General features: G+C 57.9%; 17 protein-coding genes. 11 read left to right on the forward strand and 6 right to left on the reverse strand.

Features of this window, described 5'->3' with window-relative positions:
• The first annotated feature begins 11 nt into the window (after positions 1 to 11).
• From DHN12_RS12865 to DHN12_RS12900, 8 genes are all read left to right on the forward strand, one after another.
• Complete coding sequence (locus DHN12_RS12865; protein WP_058279216.1) at positions 12 to 998, forward strand: branched-chain amino acid ABC transporter permease; 987 nt, start codon at positions 12 to 14, stop codon at positions 996 to 998.
• A 3-nt stretch (positions 999 to 1001) separates the two neighbouring features.
• Positions 1002 to 1259 carry a hypothetical protein gene (locus DHN12_RS12870; protein WP_108860572.1) on the forward strand — a complete coding sequence of 86 codons (258 nt, stop codon included), beginning with the start codon at positions 1002 to 1004 and terminating at the stop codon, positions 1257 to 1259.
• Between the two features lie 3 nt (positions 1260 to 1262).
• On the forward strand, positions 1263 to 2339 hold the full coding sequence (locus DHN12_RS12875; protein ID WP_058275085.1) for a branched-chain amino acid ABC transporter permease: 1077 nt from the start codon (positions 1263 to 1265) through the stop codon (positions 2337 to 2339).
• A gap of 75 nt (positions 2340 to 2414) precedes the next feature.
• Positions 2415 to 3695, forward strand: a complete 1281-nt coding sequence (locus DHN12_RS12880) for an ABC transporter substrate-binding protein (RefSeq protein ID WP_058275084.1) — start codon at positions 2415 to 2417, stop codon at positions 3693 to 3695.
• Positions 3696 to 3770: 75 nt separating this feature from the next.
• Positions 3771 to 4604, forward strand: coding sequence for an ABC transporter ATP-binding protein (locus DHN12_RS12885; RefSeq protein WP_058275083.1), 834 nt, complete (start codon positions 3771 to 3773; stop codon positions 4602 to 4604).
• Between the two features lie 19 nt (positions 4605 to 4623).
• Positions 4624 to 5841, forward strand: a complete 1218-nt coding sequence (locus tag DHN12_RS12890) for a phenylacetate--CoA ligase family protein (protein ID WP_108860650.1) — start codon at positions 4624 to 4626, stop codon at positions 5839 to 5841.
• A gap of 120 nt (positions 5842 to 5961) precedes the next feature.
• Positions 5962 to 7626 (forward strand): iron ABC transporter permease, encoded by a 1665-nt coding sequence (locus tag DHN12_RS12895; RefSeq protein ID WP_108860573.1) that lies wholly within the window; start codon positions 5962 to 5964, stop codon positions 7624 to 7626.
• A gap of 76 nt (positions 7627 to 7702) precedes the next feature.
• Positions 7703 to 8053 carry a DUF2794 domain-containing protein gene (locus DHN12_RS12900; RefSeq protein ID WP_058275250.1) on the forward strand — a complete coding sequence of 117 codons (351 nt, stop codon included), beginning with the start codon at positions 7703 to 7705 and terminating at the stop codon, positions 8051 to 8053.
• Here DHN12_RS12900 and DHN12_RS12905 read toward each other — a convergent pair.
• From DHN12_RS12905 to DHN12_RS12915, 3 genes are all read right to left on the reverse strand, one after another.
• Positions 8050 to 8787 (reverse strand): C40 family peptidase, encoded by a 738-nt coding sequence (locus DHN12_RS12905; RefSeq protein ID WP_108860574.1) that lies wholly within the window; start codon positions 8785 to 8787, stop codon positions 8050 to 8052. The genes DHN12_RS12900 and DHN12_RS12905 overlap by 4 nt on opposite strands.
• Positions 8784 to 10166: a M17 family metallopeptidase gene (locus tag DHN12_RS12910; RefSeq protein ID WP_108860575.1), complete on the reverse strand. Its 1383-nt coding sequence runs from the start codon at positions 10164 to 10166 to the stop codon at positions 8784 to 8786. Before DHN12_RS12910 ends, DHN12_RS12905 begins: the two co-directional genes overlap by 4 nt.
• A 63-nt stretch (positions 10167 to 10229) precedes the next feature.
• On the reverse strand, positions 10230 to 10610 hold the full coding sequence (locus DHN12_RS12915; protein WP_373455757.1) for a hypothetical protein: 381 nt from the start codon (positions 10608 to 10610) through the stop codon (positions 10230 to 10232).
• Positions 10611 to 10763: 153 nt separating this feature from the next.
• Here DHN12_RS12915 and DHN12_RS12920 point away from each other — a divergent pair, with 153 nt between their 5' ends.
• From DHN12_RS12920 to DHN12_RS12930, 3 genes are all read left to right on the forward strand, one after another.
• On the forward strand, positions 10764 to 11414 hold the full coding sequence (locus DHN12_RS12920; protein ID WP_108860651.1) for a carbonic anhydrase: 651 nt from the start codon (positions 10764 to 10766) through the stop codon (positions 11412 to 11414).
• A 104-nt stretch (positions 11415 to 11518) separates the two neighbouring features.
• Entirely contained in the window at positions 11519 to 12055 is a 537-nt protein-coding gene (locus tag DHN12_RS12925) for an SRPBCC family protein (RefSeq protein ID WP_108860577.1), read from the forward strand.
• A gap of 75 nt (positions 12056 to 12130) precedes the next feature.
• A complete protein-coding gene (locus tag DHN12_RS12930) occupies positions 12131 to 13261 on the forward strand; it encodes a Xaa-Pro peptidase family protein (RefSeq protein ID WP_234416636.1) in 1131 nt (376 codons plus the stop codon).
• A 147-nt stretch (positions 13262 to 13408) separates the two neighbouring features.
• Here DHN12_RS12930 and DHN12_RS12935 read toward each other — a convergent pair whose 3' ends face one another.
• The 3 genes from DHN12_RS12935 to DHN12_RS12945 all read right to left on the reverse strand — a co-directional run bounded on the left by DHN12_RS12935 (position 13409) and on the right by DHN12_RS12945 (position 16773).
• Positions 13409 to 14431, reverse strand: coding sequence for an aspartate-semialdehyde dehydrogenase (locus DHN12_RS12935; RefSeq protein WP_108860579.1), 1023 nt, complete (start codon positions 14429 to 14431; stop codon positions 13409 to 13411).
• A 111-nt stretch (positions 14432 to 14542) separates the two neighbouring features.
• Positions 14543 to 15577 (reverse strand): glycosyltransferase family 4 protein, encoded by a 1035-nt coding sequence (locus tag DHN12_RS12940; protein WP_108860580.1) that lies wholly within the window; start codon positions 15575 to 15577, stop codon positions 14543 to 14545.
• A gap of 23 nt (positions 15578 to 15600) precedes the next feature.
• Complete coding sequence (locus DHN12_RS12945) at positions 15601 to 16773, reverse strand: MFS transporter (protein ID WP_108860581.1); 1173 nt, start codon at positions 16771 to 16773, stop codon at positions 15601 to 15603.
• Positions 16774 to 16912: the final 139 nt, after the last annotated feature.

The raw sequence follows: 16912 nt of genomic DNA on the forward strand, positions 1-16912 counted from the left end.
AGGGGGCACACATGCCTGATCAGCTGATTTTCGCGATGGAGGTTTTCCTCAACGGTCTTATGGCCGGTGTGCTGTACGCTCTGGTCGCGCTGGGCTTTGTTCTGATCTACAAGGCGTCCGGAATCTTCAACTACGCCCAAGGGGTTATGGCCCTGTTTGCCGCCATGACGCTAGTCGGGATCATGAACGGGCAGGTACCGTTTGCCCACCTGATCAACGCGACTTTCGGGACGCATATCCACAAGTTCGGATGGAATGTACCTGCGTTTGTGGCGATTATCCTGACGATGGGTGTCATGGTTCTGCTGGCCTGGGCGGTGCAGCGCTTTGTGATGCGGCATCTGGTCGGGCAAGAGCCAATCATCTTGTTCATGGCGACCATCGGCCTGGCCTATTTCCTTGAGGGCGTGGCTGACCTGATGTGGGGATCCGAGATCAAGACATTGGATGTCGGACTGCCGCAGGGTATCAACTTGTGGATCGATGAGACCACGTTCAACATTTTTGGCTACGGCTTCTTTATCGACAATCTGGACCTTGTGGCGACGGTGATAGCCGCGCTGCTGGTGACCGCACTGGTCGCGTTCAGCCAATACACCAAGCAGGGCCGGGCGATGCGCGCCGTGGCGGATGACCACCAGGCGGCTCTGTCGGTCGGCATCTCGCTGAACTTCATCTGGATCATGGTGTGGTCGGTTGCGGGTTTTGTCGCGCTGGTTGCAGGCATCATGTGGGGCACCAAGTCAGGCGTGCAGTTCTCTCTGTCCCTGATCGCGCTCAAAGCGCTGCCGGTTCTAATGCTGGGCGGGTTCACCTCGATCCCCGGTGCCATCGTCGGCGGACTGATCATCGGTGTGGGCGAAAAACTGTTCGAGTTTGCCATCGGCCCGTTGGTGGGCGGTGCGACCGAGAACTGGTTCGCCTATGTTCTGGCGCTGATCTTCCTCGTGTTCCGGCCGCAGGGCCTGTTCGGTGAAAAGATCATTGAGAGGGTGTAGGACGTGACTAAGCTGATCGCCATCATCAACGTGATCGCGTGGGCCGGGTTCTGGGCTTTTGGCTACATTGCGTTCACCTCCGACGACCTGACCGATGGACAATTGGTGATTGCGGCGATCCTGGCGTTTGCCGGGCTGGTCATGGGCATACTGGCTTATATGAAACTTGTGCGCGCCTCAGAGGCGAGCGGATATGCAAAAGGCTCCAGGCAGCTGGACGCCGAGGCCCGCAACCGGGCGCAGGAAGAATGGGGAAAGTAAGACATGTTTTATCGTGAGGCCGGGGATTTCAAAACCTCCTACACAGATGACAGCCAGACCTTTCCGATCAAGTTCGACCGGTATCGGTATTATGTGGTTCTGGCGGTGGCTTTCGGAATAATTCCCTTCGTCATCAATGACTACTGGGCCAACGCGCTGTTACTGCCCTTTTTGATTTATGCCATTGCGGCAATCGGGTTGAACATCCTTGTGGGCTATTGCGGGCAGGTATCCTTGGGTACCGGTGGTTTCATGGCTGTGGGTGCCTATGCCTGCTACAAGCTGATGACCTCGTTCCCTGATGTCAGCATGTTCATTCATGTCATTCTGGCCGGCGGCATAACGGCCATTGTCGGGGTGCTGTTTGGCCTGCCGAGCTTGCGGATCAAGGGGTTCTATCTTGCGGTGGCCACGTTGGCGGCGCAGTTCTTCCTTGTATGGCTCTTTAACCGGGTGCCGTGGTTCTACAACTATTCCGCTTCGGGTCAGATCAATGCGCCGGAACGGGATGTGTTTGGCATCATCATCACCGGTCCGAATGCACCGGCATGGGCCACCTATCTGTTCTGCCTGATTTTCCTGGCCGTCAGCGCCCTGATCGCACGCAACCTGACGCGCGGCACGACGGGCCGGACATGGATGGCAATCCGAGACATGGATATCGCGGCCGAGATCATCGGGGTTAACCCACTGAAGGCCAAGATGAGCGCCTTTGCCGTCAGCTCGTTCTTTATCGGTATCGCGGGCGCGTTGTTCTTCGCGGTCTATCTCGGCGCGGTCGAGGTTGGCGAAGTCTTTGGCATCCAGAAGTCGTTCCTGGTCCTGTTCATGATCATTATCGGTGGGTTAGGGTCTATTTTCGGATCGTTCGCCGGTGCCGCTTTCCTTGTTCTGCTGCCGGTGGTCCTGAAAGTGGTGGGCGTCGACGTTCTGGGCTGGCCCACGGATATCGTGGCACATCTGCAGCTGGTGATCGTCGGCGCGCTGATCATCATGTTCCTGATCCTGGAACCGCACGGGCTGGCGCAGCTGTGGCGTGTGGCGAAAGAGAAACTCAGACTATGGCCGTTCCCACACTAAGGGATCGGCCCAATGAAAAAACGGGCGGAACAAGCCTGAATGCAACATCGGACTAACCAAGGGAGGAGACACCCGATGAAATTGAAACTGGCAACCGCGGCGCTAAGCGCCCTGATGGCTGCAGGACCCGCTCTGGCGGATCTTGTGATCCCCGATCTGAGCTATCGTACCGGGCCTTACGCCGCTGGCGGCATTCCGTTCTCGGATGGCTATAATGACTATTTCACCCTGCTGAATGAGCGCGATGGCGGCATCGGCGGTGTTCCGATCCGGATGGTCGAATGCGAAACCGGCTACAACACCGAAAAAGGTGTGGAATGCTATGAAGCCACCAAAGGCGAAGGCGCTTTGGTTTATCAGCCGCTGTCCACAGGTATTACGTACCAGCTGATCCCAAAAGTCACTGCAGACGACATTCCGCTGCACACGATGGGATATGGTCGGACCTCGGCCAAGAACGGCGATGTGTTCAGTCACACCTTCAACTATCCTGCCAACTACTGGGACGGGGCCTCGGGCGCGGTCAATTACCTGCTTGAGGAGAATGGTGGCGATCTGAGCGGCAAGAAAATCGCGCTGGTCTACCACAACTCGGCCTATGGTAAGGAACCGATCCGTACGCTGGAAGAGCTGTCAAAAAAGCACGGCTTTGAACTGGTCGCCCTGCCGGTCGATCACCCGGGTCAGGAACAGAAGTCGCAGTGGCTGCAAATCCGCCGTGATCGTCCCGACTATGTCCTGATGTGGGGCTGGGGGGTTATGAACCAGGTTGCCGTGCAAGAGGCCGCCAACATCCGGTTCCCGATGGAAAACTTCATCGGCATCTGGTGGTCCGGTTCTGAAAACGACGTGCTGCCAGCGGGCGAAGCTGCCAATGGGTACAAAGCACTAACTTTCCACAACGTTGGCACGGACTTCCCGGTCTTTGACGATCTGCAGAAACACGTTGTCGATGCAGGTAAGGCTGCAGGCGCGGGTGATCAGGTTGGCACGGTTCTGTATAACCGTGGTCTCTATGCGGCTGTTCTGGCTGCCGAAGCCATCAAGAAAGCCCAGGAAATCTCGGGCAATGCGGAAATTACCCCGTCTGAGATGCGTGCCGGTATGGAAGCACTGGAGATGACAGAAGAGAAGATGGCCGAACTGGGCCTGGCGAACTTTGGTCCGACCTTCTCGGTCTCATGCGAAAACCATGGCGGTGACGCCCTTGTGGGTGTGACGCAGTGGGATGCAGCAAACAAGACCTGGACGCTGATCTCGGACTTCAAGCAGACCGATGGTGAAGTGATCGGCGCGCTGATCGATGAAGATTCTGCGGCCTATGCAGCAGAAAACAACATTGAAGGGCGTTGCTGATACAGCGCTTTGAACAAACCGGGGCGGCGGCAGACCGCCGTCCCGAACCCCACACTCGCTTAAGGACACGCGCAGATGCTGGATGCGGCACAAACCACTGACACCAAGTCGGAAACCCTGCTTGAGGTCAACAATATCGAGGTGATCTACAATCACGTGATCCTCGTTCTGAAAGGCGTCAGCCTGACTGTGCCCAAGGGCGGTATCACGGCCCTGCTGGGCGGCAACGGCGCAGGAAAAACGACGACGCTCAAGGCTGTGTCGAACCTGCTGCATTCCGAGCGCGGTGAAGTCACCAAGGGAACGATCGAATATCGCGGCACCAGCGTGCATGAAAGCGATCCTGCCGATCTGGTGGAAAAGGGCGTCATCCAGGTGATGGAAGGCCGCCATTGTTTCGAACACCTGACTGTTGAGGAAAATCTGCTGACGGGCGCCTATACCCGCAAGGATGGCAAGGCCGCCATTCAGCAGGACCTTGAACTGGTCTACACATATTTTCCCCGTCTGAAAGAACGCCGCCGGTCGCAGGCAGGCTACACTTCGGGTGGTGAGCAACAGATGGTTGCAATGGGCCGGGCGCTGATGTCCCGACCCGAAACGATCCTGCTGGACGAACCCTCGATGGGACTTGCGCCGCAGCTGGTCGAAGAGATTTTCGGTATCGTGAAGGACCTGAACGAGAAAGAAGGTGTGTCCTTCTTGCTGGCCGAACAGAACACAAATGTGGCTCTAAGGTTTGCGCATTACGGCTATATTCTGGAATCCGGGCGCGTCGTGATGGATGGTCCGGCAGCAGATTTGCGCGAAAACCCAGACGTGAAAGAATTTTATCTGGGCATGTCCGACGAAGGCCGCAAAAGCTTCCGTGATGTGCGATCTTACCGCCGCCGCAAGAGGTGGTTGTAAGCGAATGGAGGATCTGGCGATGACCTACTACGACGCTCTCGAAACCCGATCAGCCGATGAACGCTCCGCGGACCAGGCGCAGGCGCTGCGTACTCAGATTGACCGCGCCCTGTCCGCTCCGGGCTTTGCTGCGCATTTGGCGGACGCAGATACCAGCGCGGTGACGTCCTTTGAAGATCTAGTCAAATTGCCGGTGCTTCGGAAGTCGGATTTGGCAGCTGCACAAGCGTCGCGCCCGCCGTTCGGCGGGTTCACCGTCAAACCTGCCCGGCATTTCCATCATGTGTTCCAGTCGCCTGGTCCGATCTATGAGCCCGGCAGCACGGATCATGATTGGTGGCGCATGGGGCGTTTCCTGAACGCCGCCGGAGTCGGACCCGGAGATATCGTGCAAAACTGTTTCGGCTATCACCTCACGCCAGCTGGTATGATTTTTGAAAGCGGCGCGCGCGCGGTAGGGGCCGCCGTGCTGCCAGCGGGTACCGGCCAGACCGAATTGCAGGTGACTGCGGCGCGTGATGTGGGCTGCACGTCTTATGCGGGCACGCCGGACTATCTGAAGGTCATTCTGGACAAAGCAGATGAGATGGGCGTGGCTATGAACTTCTCAAAGGCTGTTGTGGGCGGCGGCGCGCTGTTCCCATCTTTGCGTCAGGACTATGCTGATCGGGGTATTTCCTGCCTGCAATGCTATGCCACGGCCGATCTGGGCAACATCGCCTACGAAAGCGCCGCGATGGAAGGGATGATCATCGACGAACATGTCATTATCGAGGTCGTCACTCCTGGCACCGGAACACCGGTAGAGCCGGGTGAGGTGGGTGAGGTTGTGGTGACCTCTCTGAACCCTGATTACCCGCTGATCCGCTTTGCCACGGGTGATCTATCCGCGATCATGCCAGGAGTGTCGCCCTGTGGGCGGACCAATCTGCGTATTAAAGGCTGGATGGGTCGCGCAGATCAGACCACCAAGATCAAGGGCATGTTTGTGCGCCCTGAACAGGTGGCAGCATTGGTCGATAAGCACGAGGAAATCGTCAAAGCCCGTGTTATCGCCGCCCGTCAGGGTGAGATGGACACCATGACCGTTCAGATCGAAAGCGCGGGAGGCGACGACATGGCTTATGCCAAATCCGTAGTCGAGGTGCTGAAACTGAAAGGCGCGATCGAGGTCGTAACCCCCGGATCACTGCCGAAGGACGGGTTGGTGATCGAGGATCAGCGCGTTTACGAATGACCCCGAGCCATGTCTGCGGCAGTATGTGTCGCAGATTTGTTTTCCCCTGCACTGGTGTTTCTTAGCATTTTGGTCGATTAAAGGCTGATCAATAGCCAACGCCAGTTACAATCCGGGTCCATGGCCGAAATCGACTATTCAGAACACGGGAAACGCAATCGCGGCGCGCTGGGCACCCGGTTGGTGGCCACTGTGGCCTATATGGTAGCAGCGGCTTGTCTTCTGCCGATGGTTGCGGTCGTTCTGGCGGCGGTGACGGGGGGTACGGATACGGTCTCACATCTGTTCGAGACGGTTTTACCCGGGTATGCACTGACAACCGTGATCCTTGTCGTTTTGGTGGCTATGGGCACGTTCTCTATCGGGGTTGGCGCGGCGTGGCTGGTGACGATGACACGCTTTCCCGGTGTGCGCTTTCTGGAAATTGCACTGGTCCTGCCGCTGGCCTTCCCGGCCTATGTTCTGGCTTACGCCTATACGTTCATTCTGGATCACCCCGGTATCGTGCAGACCACGCTGCGCGACGTGACGGGTTGGGGCCCGCGCGATTATTGGTTCCCGGAAATCCGCTCGACCGAGGGCGCGGCGGTGATGCTGATCCTAGTGCTCTATCCTTATGTTTATCTGCTGGCGCGGGCCGCGTTTCTGCAGCAAAGCGCCACCGCTTTTCTGGCCGCCCGTGCGCTGGGCAAAAGCCCGTGGTTGGCGTTCTGGCACGTGTCTTTGCCGATGGCCCGCCCGGCCATTGCCGGTGGTGTTCTGCTGGCCATCATGGAAACCATCGCCGATTTTGGAACCGTCGCCTATTTCGGCGTTCAGACATTTGCCACCGGTATTTACACAAGCTGGTTCTCGATCGGCGACCGGGCGGGTGCGGCGCAGTTGGCCTTGTGCCTGCTGGGCTTTGCGCTGGTCATGGCCGTGGCCGAGCGGACGCAGCGCGGCAAGGCAAAGTACTATCAGGCAGGCAAAAGCCATGCGTCCCTGCCTTCGGCGCAGCTTAAGGGCTGGCAATCCGCAGCAGCCATTACCTTGTGCGTTATTCCAGTGGTGCTGGGGTTCTTGTTGCCGGTATTTATTCTGATCCAGATGGGCCTGACCTCTGAACAAAACCTGCTGTCGCGGCGTTACATTGGGTTCATTCAAAACTCGCTGACACTTGCAGGAGTGGCCGCCGTGGTTACGGTCTGCGCCGCGATCTGTGTTGGGTTCTTTCAGCGCCTTCGCCCGGGTCGGGGATCATCGACCACAGGCTATCTGGCGCGGTTGGGCTATGCGGTGCCCGGGGGCGTAATCGCCGTTGGCCTGATGGTACCCTTCGCCAGATTCGACAACGCGCTGGATTTGTGGATGCGCCAGACGTTCGACGTCTCGACGGGTCTGCTGGTGACCGGGTCGATCTGGTTGCTGGTTGCAGCTTACATGGTGCGCTTTCTGGCGGCAGCGCTCAGCGCTTACGAAGGCGGGCAGAGTACTGTGCACGCCAATATGGATGCTGCGTCCCGGTCTTTGGGCCAATCGCCTCTGGGCACCTTGCGACGTGTGCATCTACCTATCTTGACACCCTCGCTGCTGACAGCCTTGCTGATCGTATTTGTGGATGTGATGAAAGAGCTGCCCGCGACCTTGATCATGCGCCCCTTCAACTTTGATACGCTTGCGGTCCAGGCCTATCGTCTGGCCTCAGACGAACGGTTGGAGGGCGCAGCGGTTCCCTCGCTTGTGATCCTGGCGGTTGGGCTTTTGCCGGTGATTCTGATCTGTCGGCAAGTTGGGCGGCGGTAGGACGAAACGATTCAAATTTACCACACCTGTTGGCACCGGACTTGATTCAAATGCGTTTTCCGGCAAGGCTGAGGGTATGAACATGCAGCCTCCCAGCCGGTTTTCTGCAAACTCGGCCCAGATGCCCGTCGCGTTCGACCGGCGCGAGATGTCACATATACTGTCTGTCTATGGCAAGATGGTCGCCGCCGGAGAATGGCGTGACTATGGCATTTCCAACCTGCGCGATATGGCGGTTTTTTCCATTTTCAGACGTACGGCAGAGCATCCGATCTACCGGGTCGAAAAACACCCTCGTCTGCGGTCCAAACAGGGGATGTATTCGGTGATCGGCATGGACGGGCGTATCTTGAAGCGAGGCCATGACCTGCGCACCGTGCTGCGCGTGTTGGAACGCAAGCTGATCCGGTCGGTTGACCTTGATTAGAGCCTTTTGTGGGCTGTTACAGACCCGTCGCCCTGCTCCAGAATCCGTGTGATTGCTTGATCCATCGGCTCGAACGTCACGTCCATGTGGTAGGCGTTGGCATGAAGCAGCATGTTCTCGCCATAGACCCATGCCACGTGGCCTTTCCAGAACAACAGATCCCCGCGCTTTGGTTCAGTTCCGGCAGGCAGCGCCGTACCCAGTTCGCGTTCCTGATCGTTGCTATCACCGGGGCAGGGTATGCCGCAGGCCAGCAAACCGGCCTGAACCAACCCGGAACAATCAATACCGAAGCGACTGTTTCCCCCCCAAAGATAGGGTGTGCCCAGAAACAGCTCGGCCACCGCTACGGGATCGGTCAGGTGCGTTGCGCTGAGTTTGGCGTGAATCGCCGGAATGAACCCCAGTTCTGTTTCCAGAAATCTATTCTGTTCCGACAGCACGCATAATTTGCTACCGAAACTCAGCGATACGCGGTCCTGGCTTTTCATGTCGGGCTGTTTATAGGCATGTGTCGCGGGCGCGGTGACCCAGTGGGTCTGTTGCGCCTCAGGTCCCAGCTGATCGGACCTGACCCAACCGGGATAACCGTCCTTGTCCGAGGTGATCCGGCTCCACCCATCGGTTTCGTCAACAACATCTACCGGGTCGCCAAACAACAGCTGCCGGTCCCTGGGGCCATTCGGGCTGCGCAACAAATCAACAACCGGCTTTATGACGCGCAGGCGGGTCATAGGTTCAGAATCTCGGGCAGGGCGGTCAGCACGGCACGCGGCCCTTGGCCCAGACCGCCTTTGCTGCGTCCGGGGGCCTTGCTGGGCTGCCAGGAATAGATGTCGAAATGCATATAGCGGCTGTCACCCACAAAGCGGCGCAGGAACAGGGCCGCGGTGATTGAGCCTGCGAACCCACCTGATGGAGCATTGTCCAAATCAGCAATGCCGGGTTCGATCATCGCCTCATAGGGTTCATGGAAAGGCATCCGCCAGACAGGGTCGGCCGATTGCCGACCAGCGTTGGCCAGCGCGTCTGCCGCGCCATCGTCATCGGTGTAAAAGGGCGCCAGATCGGGGCCAACCGCGACGCGCGCGGCACCGGTCAGCGTCGCCATCGAGATGATCAGGTCAGGTTCACCCTCATCCGCCAGAGCCAATGCGTCAGCCAGAACCAGCCGCCCTTCGGCGTCGGTGTTGTTGATCTCAACCGTCAGACCTTTGCGCGACGTCAGGATATCCCCCGGACGGAAGGCATTCCCCGCGACCGAATTCTCGACCGCTGGGATCAGCACGCGCAGTTGCACAGGCAGCTTTGTTGCCATGATCATCCGTGCCAAACCCAGCACATTGGCCGCACCGCCCATGTCCTTTTTCATCAGGGACATCGAATTCCCTGGTTTCAGATTCAGTCCGCCAGTGTCAAAGCACACACCCTTGCCGACAAGGGTCAGTTTGGGCCCGGTGTTGCCCCATGTCATCTCGATCAAGCGCGGAGCTTGCGCGGCGGCGCGTCCGACCGTGTGAATCAGCGGGAAATTTTGATCCAACAGGTCGTCGCTTTTGATTACCGAACAGGACGCGCCGAATTCCTGCGCCAAATCCTCGGCTGCGGCCTGCAGCTGAGCCGGTCCCATGTCCGAGGCCGGTGTGTTGACCAAATCGCGGGTCAGCGCCTCGGCACTGGCCAGCGCCTCAATTCGCGCGGCATCAACACCCTCGGGTGCAACAAGTCGCGCCTTGGCGGGTGATTGATTGGCGTAACGGTTAAAGGCATATCCTGTGAGTAGCCAACCAAGGCACTCGTTGCTTAGCGCATCTGCGGGCACACCGGACGCGATGTGATAAGTTCCCTTCCGCAAGGTTTCGGCTGCCGCTGCCAGCGGGAACCGTTTGCGCGTGCGCTTGCTGCTTTTTCCGTAACCTGCCAAAGCCATTTGGGGCGCACCATCCGATTGAGGGATCAGCAGAGCCTGTCCCATGGCCCCGGTGAATCCATTGGCCTCGACCCACGATGCGATGTGGCTTGGCTGGTCTTTCAACCAATCGTCAAGATTGGGTTGCGAAATGACATGCAGCGGAACAAAGGGTTCGGACGGCGAAGCGAAGGACAGGGTCATGGACATCTCGGCTGGTTCGATTTGTGCCCAGCCTAGTCGCCCACGATCCGTCCGCAAGCCCCGTCAGAGGGAAAGATCCTGCTGATCCCAAATCACGGTCAGAGATTTCTCACCTACACGGATCAGGCGCGACAGGGTGGCCCCCGTCGCGACCGCATCCCCGGCATCCACAGATTGCGCCACATCACCGGCGACACGGGCCAGCGCGGTCATACCAATCTGTTCGGCAATGGCCACCAGTGACTGCGCGCATTTCCGCAGCCCGGCCCAGTCGCGCTGACGCCAAAACCGCTCGCAGTTTGACAGGCGCACGGCCAATTCCTCGACCGTGCGGCACAATACATCCAATGCGTTCTTGTCGCCCAATTGGCGATACAGCCCGTTCAAGCGGTCCGTATCCAGCCGAACGGTTTCCTTTTGTTCAAGCGTGACTATTTTATCCACCACATCTACCCCAATTCTCTACGCCCCCACGGCATAGTTGGACATTGGCGGTAGAATGCTTTGCAAAACCTTGCGCCGATGCTGGAAAATGGGTCGAATTTTCTGCGAATTCAGGTTACAGCAGCCGACAGACAAAAGAACGGGGACATGAGAATGGACTTAGCCAAACCTCTGCCGACCTATCTGGTCAAGCGGTACCACGGATGGAAAGCCACCACCTATTCGGAGAACCAGGTCTGGTATCGCCGCCTGGCCACTGAAGGGCAGCGCCCACGTGCTATGGTGATTTCGTGCTGTGACAGCCGGGTTCATGTGACATCGATCTTCGGTGCCGATCAGGGCGAGTTCTTTATTCACCGCAACATCGCAAACCTTGTGCCGCCTTACGCCCCTGATGGCGATCACCACGGCACCAGTGCGGCAATCGAATATGCGGTCACGTCACTGAAAGTCGCGCACCTGATCGTTCTAGGCCACTCGCAATGCGGAGGTGTTCAGGGCTGCATCGACATGTGCAAGGGAAAAGCCCCGCAACTGGAGGCGAAAGAAAGCTTTGTTGGCCGCTGGATGGATATCCTGAAACCGAAATATGACCTGGTTGCCGATGTTGAAGACAGCGTCGATCAGGCACGGCAGTTTGAACGGCAGGCAGTCGTTGCATCGCTGGAGAACCTGATGACATTTCCCTTCGTTTCCTCTGCGGTAGATGACGGCTCGTTGAGCTTGCATGGGCTGTGGACCGACATCGGTGAAGGTGGCCTGCAATGTTATGACCCGGCCGAGAAGAAATTCGTGGTTGTCTAAACGGGCTGACATCTGAGAGTTTTCGAATGGCGCGGATCAGGTCTCTGATTTCGCGCCATTTTTTGCTATGATCGAAACCACACTCTTTCGATCAGGAGCGCGTCATGCGATTCATTAAACGTATTCTCATCACTCTGCTTGTTCTTATCCTGGTTCTGGTTGGCGTGTCTTATCTTTTGCCCGGCAAGGCCGAACTGTCTCGCAGCATCACGATCAACGCACCCGCCAGCGCGATCTTTCCTTACGTGAATTCGATGCAGGAAACTGAAAAATGGTCACCTTGGTTGACGCGCGATCCCGAAACCCAGCTGTCCTACAGCGGCCCTGAGGCGGGCGTTGGCAACACCTTGAATTGGGCATCTGATCACCCGCAGGTTGGTACTGGGTCACAGGAAATCGTCGAAAGCGTTCCGGATCAAACCGTCATAACGGCGCTTGATTTCGGTCCGATGGGGTCCGCATCGGCCTCCTTCGATCTGACGCCCGAGGGTGAACAGACTCAGGTGACCTGGGGGTTCGAATCCGATCTTGGAATGAACCCCATGTCGCGCTGGATGGGCCTGATGATGGATAAATGGATCGGCGGAGATTACGAGCGCGGTCTGACAAACCTCAAGGCATTGGTTGAGCAGCAGGGGTGAGCGGCAAAAGCCCGAAGTCTCATAAAATGCTCACCGTAAAACCTCAGGAGGCAGCCGTTGATGTTTGCTAAGAGGATGCAAAAGTTCCAGAGCCATATGTGTGAATCCGGAATCGACGTTGCCCTCGTTACGGACGACGACAACGTCTACTATTTGACCGGTTACTACGACTACCTTCACATGGAGTTCGGCAGACCAACGATCCTGGTCGTGCACAGCGATGGGAAATGCCTGTTGATCACGCCCACCATTGATCTGAACGCAGCCCTCTCTTTGGCAAAAGTCGGGCGTATCGCCGCGTGGAACGACGGAATGGGCGACGAGTGGAGAGCCGAACTTCCCACCGCAGTAAAGGGCGCGTTAAGTGTCGGGGTTGAACCCGATCTTATGCCACCGGTTGTTCGCGCCTTTGTGGAAAAACTTGTTCCTGTAGACCGGATGGTCAGCGTCACGCCAATACTCGCTGAGATGCGCATGATTAAGTCCGTCGATGAACTCAAGTTGGCCCGCCATGCGGGGCAGGTGGCCATGGCGATGATGGAGGCCGGACGCAATACCATTGGAGATGGAGTACCGGAATTTGAAGTCGCGCTCGCGACGTCTCAGGCGGGCACACGAAAGGCTGCAGAGCTTCTAGCTGCGCATTACGATGCGGCAGATATGTCTCCCAACACTCATTTTCTGCAAATCATGGCCTCGGGAGACACCATCACCAAAACCCATCATCGCGCGACCACCCGGATCATGAGACGAGGCGAGCCAGTATTTCTTTGTTTCTGCGGAATGACCAATTTCCACCGTTTCAAACTGGGCTTCGACCGCACTTTCTGGATCGGCGAGATCGTGGATAAGGAACAAGAACGCATTTACGAAGTTGCTGTTGCCAGCCAAGCGGCAGCGTTAGATGCTCTGCGTCCGGGCGTGACCGCCGAAAGCGTACATGCTGCCTATGCAGAGGCCATTCAGAGCGCGGGGTATGAGTATCCGTTTCGATGTGGACGTGCGACGGGATTTAGCTATTTAGAGAAACCGCAGTTGGTTACTGGCGACACGACCGTCTTGCAGCCTGGAATGATTTTTGCCGTAGATGGGTCGGTAACAGTGGATACGTTTCGTGCGCAGGTAGGCGACAGTTTCATTGTTACGGAAGATGGCTGGGAAGCTGTAACCGAACATCCAAAGTCGTTGGATGCTGTCATTCTCTGAAGACTTTGATCGTACTCTTCACAGGTTCAAAACGCCTGCCGTCTTCCATTCCTTTGTCCGAAGCTGGTGGCCGTGAATTGGCTATACGCAAAAAAGAACCCGCCGGGTCGGCGGGTTCTTCTGACATAACGTCTTTGGGGTGTATGATCAGCCCTTCTTCAGAACCTCACGGCCCAGAAGTTCCGCAATCTGCACTGCATTCAGCGCTGCACCTTTGCGCAGGTTGTCCGAAACGCACCACAGGTTGATACCATTTTCCACGGTCGAGTCCTGGCGGATCCGGCTGATGAACGTGGCAAAATCGCCCGCGCATTCGATCGGTGAGACGTAGCCGCCGGGTTCGCGCTTGTCGATCACCATGATGCCCGGAGCCTCGCGCAGGATGTCGCGGGCTTCGTCTTCGTCCAGGAATTCTTCGAACTCGATGTTCACGGCCTCAGAGTGGCCAACAAAGACTGGAACGCGGACGCAGGTGGCTGTGACCTTGATCGCCGGATCGACGATCTTTTTGGTCTCAACAACCATCTTCCACTCTTCCTTGGTCGAGCCGTCTTCCATGAAGACGTCGATCTGGGGAATGACGTTGAAGGCGATCTGCTTCTGGAACTTGTTCGGCGGCACGTCCGTGGTGGGGTTATAGATCGCTTTGGTCTGATCCCACAGCTCGTCCATGCCTTCCTTACCGGCGCCAGACACCGACTGATAGGTCGACACGACGACGCGCTTGATGCGCGCGCGGTCATGCAGCGGCTTCAGCGCGACAACCATCTGTGCGGTCGAGCAGTTGGGGTTGGCGATGATGTTCTTGTTTTTGTAGTCGTGGATCGCCTGCGGGTTACATTCCGGCACGATCAGCGGAATGTTCGGGTCATAGCGATAGAGTGACGAGTTATCGATCACCACGCAGCCAGCTTTGGCTGCCTTGGGGGCGTATACCTTGGTCGCCTCGGACCCCACGGCAAACAGCGCCATGTCCCAGCCGGTGAAATCGAACGTGTCCAGATCCTTGGTAGTGAGTGTCGTGTCGCCAAAGCTTACTTCGGTGCCCAGCGAACGACGGCTTGCCAGAACAGCAAGTTCATCGACGGGGAACTGGCGTTCAGCCAGAATGTTCAGCATTTCGCGGCCCACGTTACCCGTGGCGCCGACGACTACGACGCGATAGCCCATTTCATGTCTCCAATGTTAAGGACGCGCGTTCATAGCCGCGTTGCAGCAAATAAAAAAGAGTTTTCGGGGTTTATTTCGCGCAATGACACCGATTTGACGTGGCGCATCGCCTCAGGTGTCGGTCAAAAGGCGTTCATAGAGCGCGACAAGCGTCTTTGCCTCACCATTGATGTCGAAATTCTGCTCGACATGGGCGCGGGCTGCGATACTGGAACGGGCAAGGGATTCGCGGTCGGACAGCATTTCGGCGGCGGCTTCGGCCAGCGCGGGGATATCGCCGGGTTCGACCACGCGGCCCAGCGACGGGTCGGTGACAATCTCGGAAAACGCGCCCACGTCGGTCGCAACAACCGGCACGCCGCAGGCCATTGCTTCCAGCGGCGTCAGGCCGAACCCTTCCCACCGTTGCGGGGCGATGAACAGGTCCAGCACCTGATACCATTCGGCGATCTGATCGACGGTCACCTCGGGCATGAACAGAATGCGGTCGGACAGGCCCGCCTTGGCGACCTTGTCTTTCAGTTCGGTCAGGAAGCTGGTGTGCTTTTCCGTGGCGCGGCCCATGACGATGCCATGGACGTCGTCAAAGCGGCCGCACAGTTCGATCATTGCATCGACGAAAGCATCGGTGCCCTTCTGGTGACGAATGCGGCCGTAGCAGCCCAGCAATAGACCATCTGGCAAACCCAGTCGCGCCCGAACAGCTGCTTTGTCTTCGGGCGGTGTGAAATCCTGCAAGTTGATGCCATGCATGATGACCTGCGCATCTCTCTCCAGATACTCGGCGGTTTTGCGCGAAGTCGCGACGACCGCGTCCATTTTGTCGATCAGCCATTTGGTGTAGCCGCTATGCGCGCGTTGCGAGGCGCTGGTGAACAGCAGCTTCAATCGCAGCCGCAGCACATTGCGCAGGATCAGGCCCAGCAGCATCTCTGTATTGCGGCGCGCGTGCCAAACGCGCAGTGTTTTGCGCGACAAAAAGGGTAGGCGGCCCAGCGGGATATGTGGGATGTCATCCGGCAGACCCGGCCCGGTGGCCGCGATGTCGATCCATTGCACTTGCAGCGGCACCAACCGGGCAATCGTCGCGGTCACACCCGAAAGTCTGCGTTTGAGGTTGGGGGCAATGACGCGCGGGTCGGACATGGACACTCCTGGCAGTTCCAGCGTTAGTCGACGCTGTCGCGGCTGAACAAATAGATCACGCAGCCGATGGCCAGCGTGACCGCAAAAAAGCCGAATATCGCTGTGTAGGGCGCGGTCGGGCTGATGTCCACCGTGGCGGCATGGATGCGGCCGGTGACGAATTGCGCCAGTCCTACACCGCCAATGCCGAAGAGGTTCAGCAGGGTCATGCCGCGCCCAACCAGATGCGGTGGCACAAAGGCCCGTCCATGAGCCATGATGACCGGAAAGCTGGCCCCAAGAAACCCGATCGCTGCCATCAGGACAACCGCCAGCCAAATTGCGTTGTCGACCCAAAGGCACATCAGAACCAGCCCCACTGTGCCCAGCGCGTTGCCGCCAAAGATCACCCATTTTCGCGTGCCCAGCATTCGATCGAGCGGCCCATACGCAAAGGTACCTGCAATCATTGCCGCCCCCATGATCAGGGTCGCTGTCCCGATCTGGGTGGTGCTAAGGCCGAAGATATCGCTGAGGTATGGCCCGGCCCAAAGGCCGCGCGTTGCCGCCGACGGGGCATAGGCCACCAGCATCAGCGGCAAGATCGCCCACAGGGCGGGCTCTTTCAGCAGGTCCAGCACCGATCCCCTGTGTTCGGTCTCGACACGTTTGGGATCATGCACGCTGAACCAGATGCCCAACGCGATCGCGGCGGAAAAAACGGCCAGCGTCCCCATCGTGGCCCGCCATCCCATCAGCTCAACCGCCAGCGCAGTAGGGTACGAGGCAACCAGATTGCCGACCGATCCAACGCCCAGCATGACAGCCGCCAAAGTGGCGAAGCGGGCAGGTGGGAATTCGCGGGCGAAGATATAGTAAGATGCCATCAACACCGGTGAGCAGCCGACCCCGATCAACCCCATGGCGATGGCGATGTGAAAAGGGGAGCTGGATAGGGCAAACAATGCCGCTCCGCCGGCACCACCGACCAGCAGCAAGACCGCCGCCGTCAGGCGCGGTCCAACTCGGTCCAGTGCCCAGCCTACGGGCAACTGCATGGCGGCAAAGATCAGAAACCAAAGACCGGACGCAAAGGCCAGGTCCTCGGGTGTGGCCCCGATATCGCGCCCCAGATCAACACTGAGAACCGCGAGAAAGGCGCGAAAGAACTGGCTGAGCACATAGCCCAGGCACAACACCACCAGACCTGCCTTCATGAAAACCTTCTCCCCCAAACCGGCGAAGAAATGCTTGGCACGTCACGGTGCCACACACAAGCGCGTGTGCTATACTGATTTTGCCGGACAGTGATCACATTCGGGCTATCCTTGCTCTTACCGATTATCCGAGGTGCCA

It is taken from the genome of Ruegeria sp. Alg231-54, from assembly GCF_900143525.1.
In the GTDB taxonomy this organism is placed as follows: domain Bacteria; phylum Pseudomonadota; class Alphaproteobacteria; order Rhodobacterales; family Rhodobacteraceae; genus Ruegeria.

Bases quoted from the DNA above. Each gene is read 5' to 3' on its own strand.
- DHN12_RS12865 (WP_058279216.1), top strand. From the start codon at position 12: ATGCCTGATCAGCTGATTTTCGCGATGGAGGTTTTCCTCAACGGTCTT.
- DHN12_RS12875 (WP_058275085.1), top strand. From the start codon at position 1,263: ATGTTTTATCGTGAGGCCGGGGATTTCAAAACCTCCTACACAGATGAC.
- DHN12_RS12880 (WP_058275084.1), top strand. From the start codon at position 2,415: ATGAAATTGAAACTGGCAACCGCGGCGCTAAGCGCCCTGATGGCTGCA.
- DHN12_RS12885 (WP_058275083.1), top strand. From the start codon at position 3,771: ATGCTGGATGCGGCACAAACCACTGACACCAAGTCGGAAACCCTGCTT.
- DHN12_RS12890 (WP_108860650.1), top strand. From the start codon at position 4,624: ATGACCTACTACGACGCTCTCGAAACCCGATCAGCCGATGAACGCTCC.
- DHN12_RS12895 (WP_108860573.1), top strand. From the start codon at position 5,962: ATGGCCGAAATCGACTATTCAGAACACGGGAAACGCAATCGCGGCGCG.
- DHN12_RS12900 (WP_058275250.1), top strand. From the start codon at position 7,703: ATGAACATGCAGCCTCCCAGCCGGTTTTCTGCAAACTCGGCCCAGATG.
- DHN12_RS12905 (WP_108860574.1), bottom strand. From the start codon at position 8,787: ATGACCCGCCTGCGCGTCATAAAGCCGGTTGTTGATTTGTTGCGCAGC.
- DHN12_RS12910 (WP_108860575.1), bottom strand. From the start codon at position 10,166: ATGACCCTGTCCTTCGCTTCGCCGTCCGAACCCTTTGTTCCGCTGCAT.
- DHN12_RS12920 (WP_108860651.1), top strand. From the start codon at position 10,764: ATGGACTTAGCCAAACCTCTGCCGACCTATCTGGTCAAGCGGTACCAC.
- DHN12_RS12925 (WP_108860577.1), top strand. From the start codon at position 11,519: ATGCGATTCATTAAACGTATTCTCATCACTCTGCTTGTTCTTATCCTG.
- DHN12_RS12930 (WP_234416636.1), top strand. From the start codon at position 12,131: ATGCAAAAGTTCCAGAGCCATATGTGTGAATCCGGAATCGACGTTGCC.
- DHN12_RS12935 (WP_108860579.1), bottom strand. From the start codon at position 14,431: ATGGGCTATCGCGTCGTAGTCGTCGGCGCCACGGGTAACGTGGGCCGC.
- DHN12_RS12940 (WP_108860580.1), bottom strand. From the start codon at position 15,577: ATGTCCGACCCGCGCGTCATTGCCCCCAACCTCAAACGCAGACTTTCG.
- DHN12_RS12945 (WP_108860581.1), bottom strand. From the start codon at position 16,773: ATGAAGGCAGGTCTGGTGGTGTTGTGCCTGGGCTATGTGCTCAGCCAG.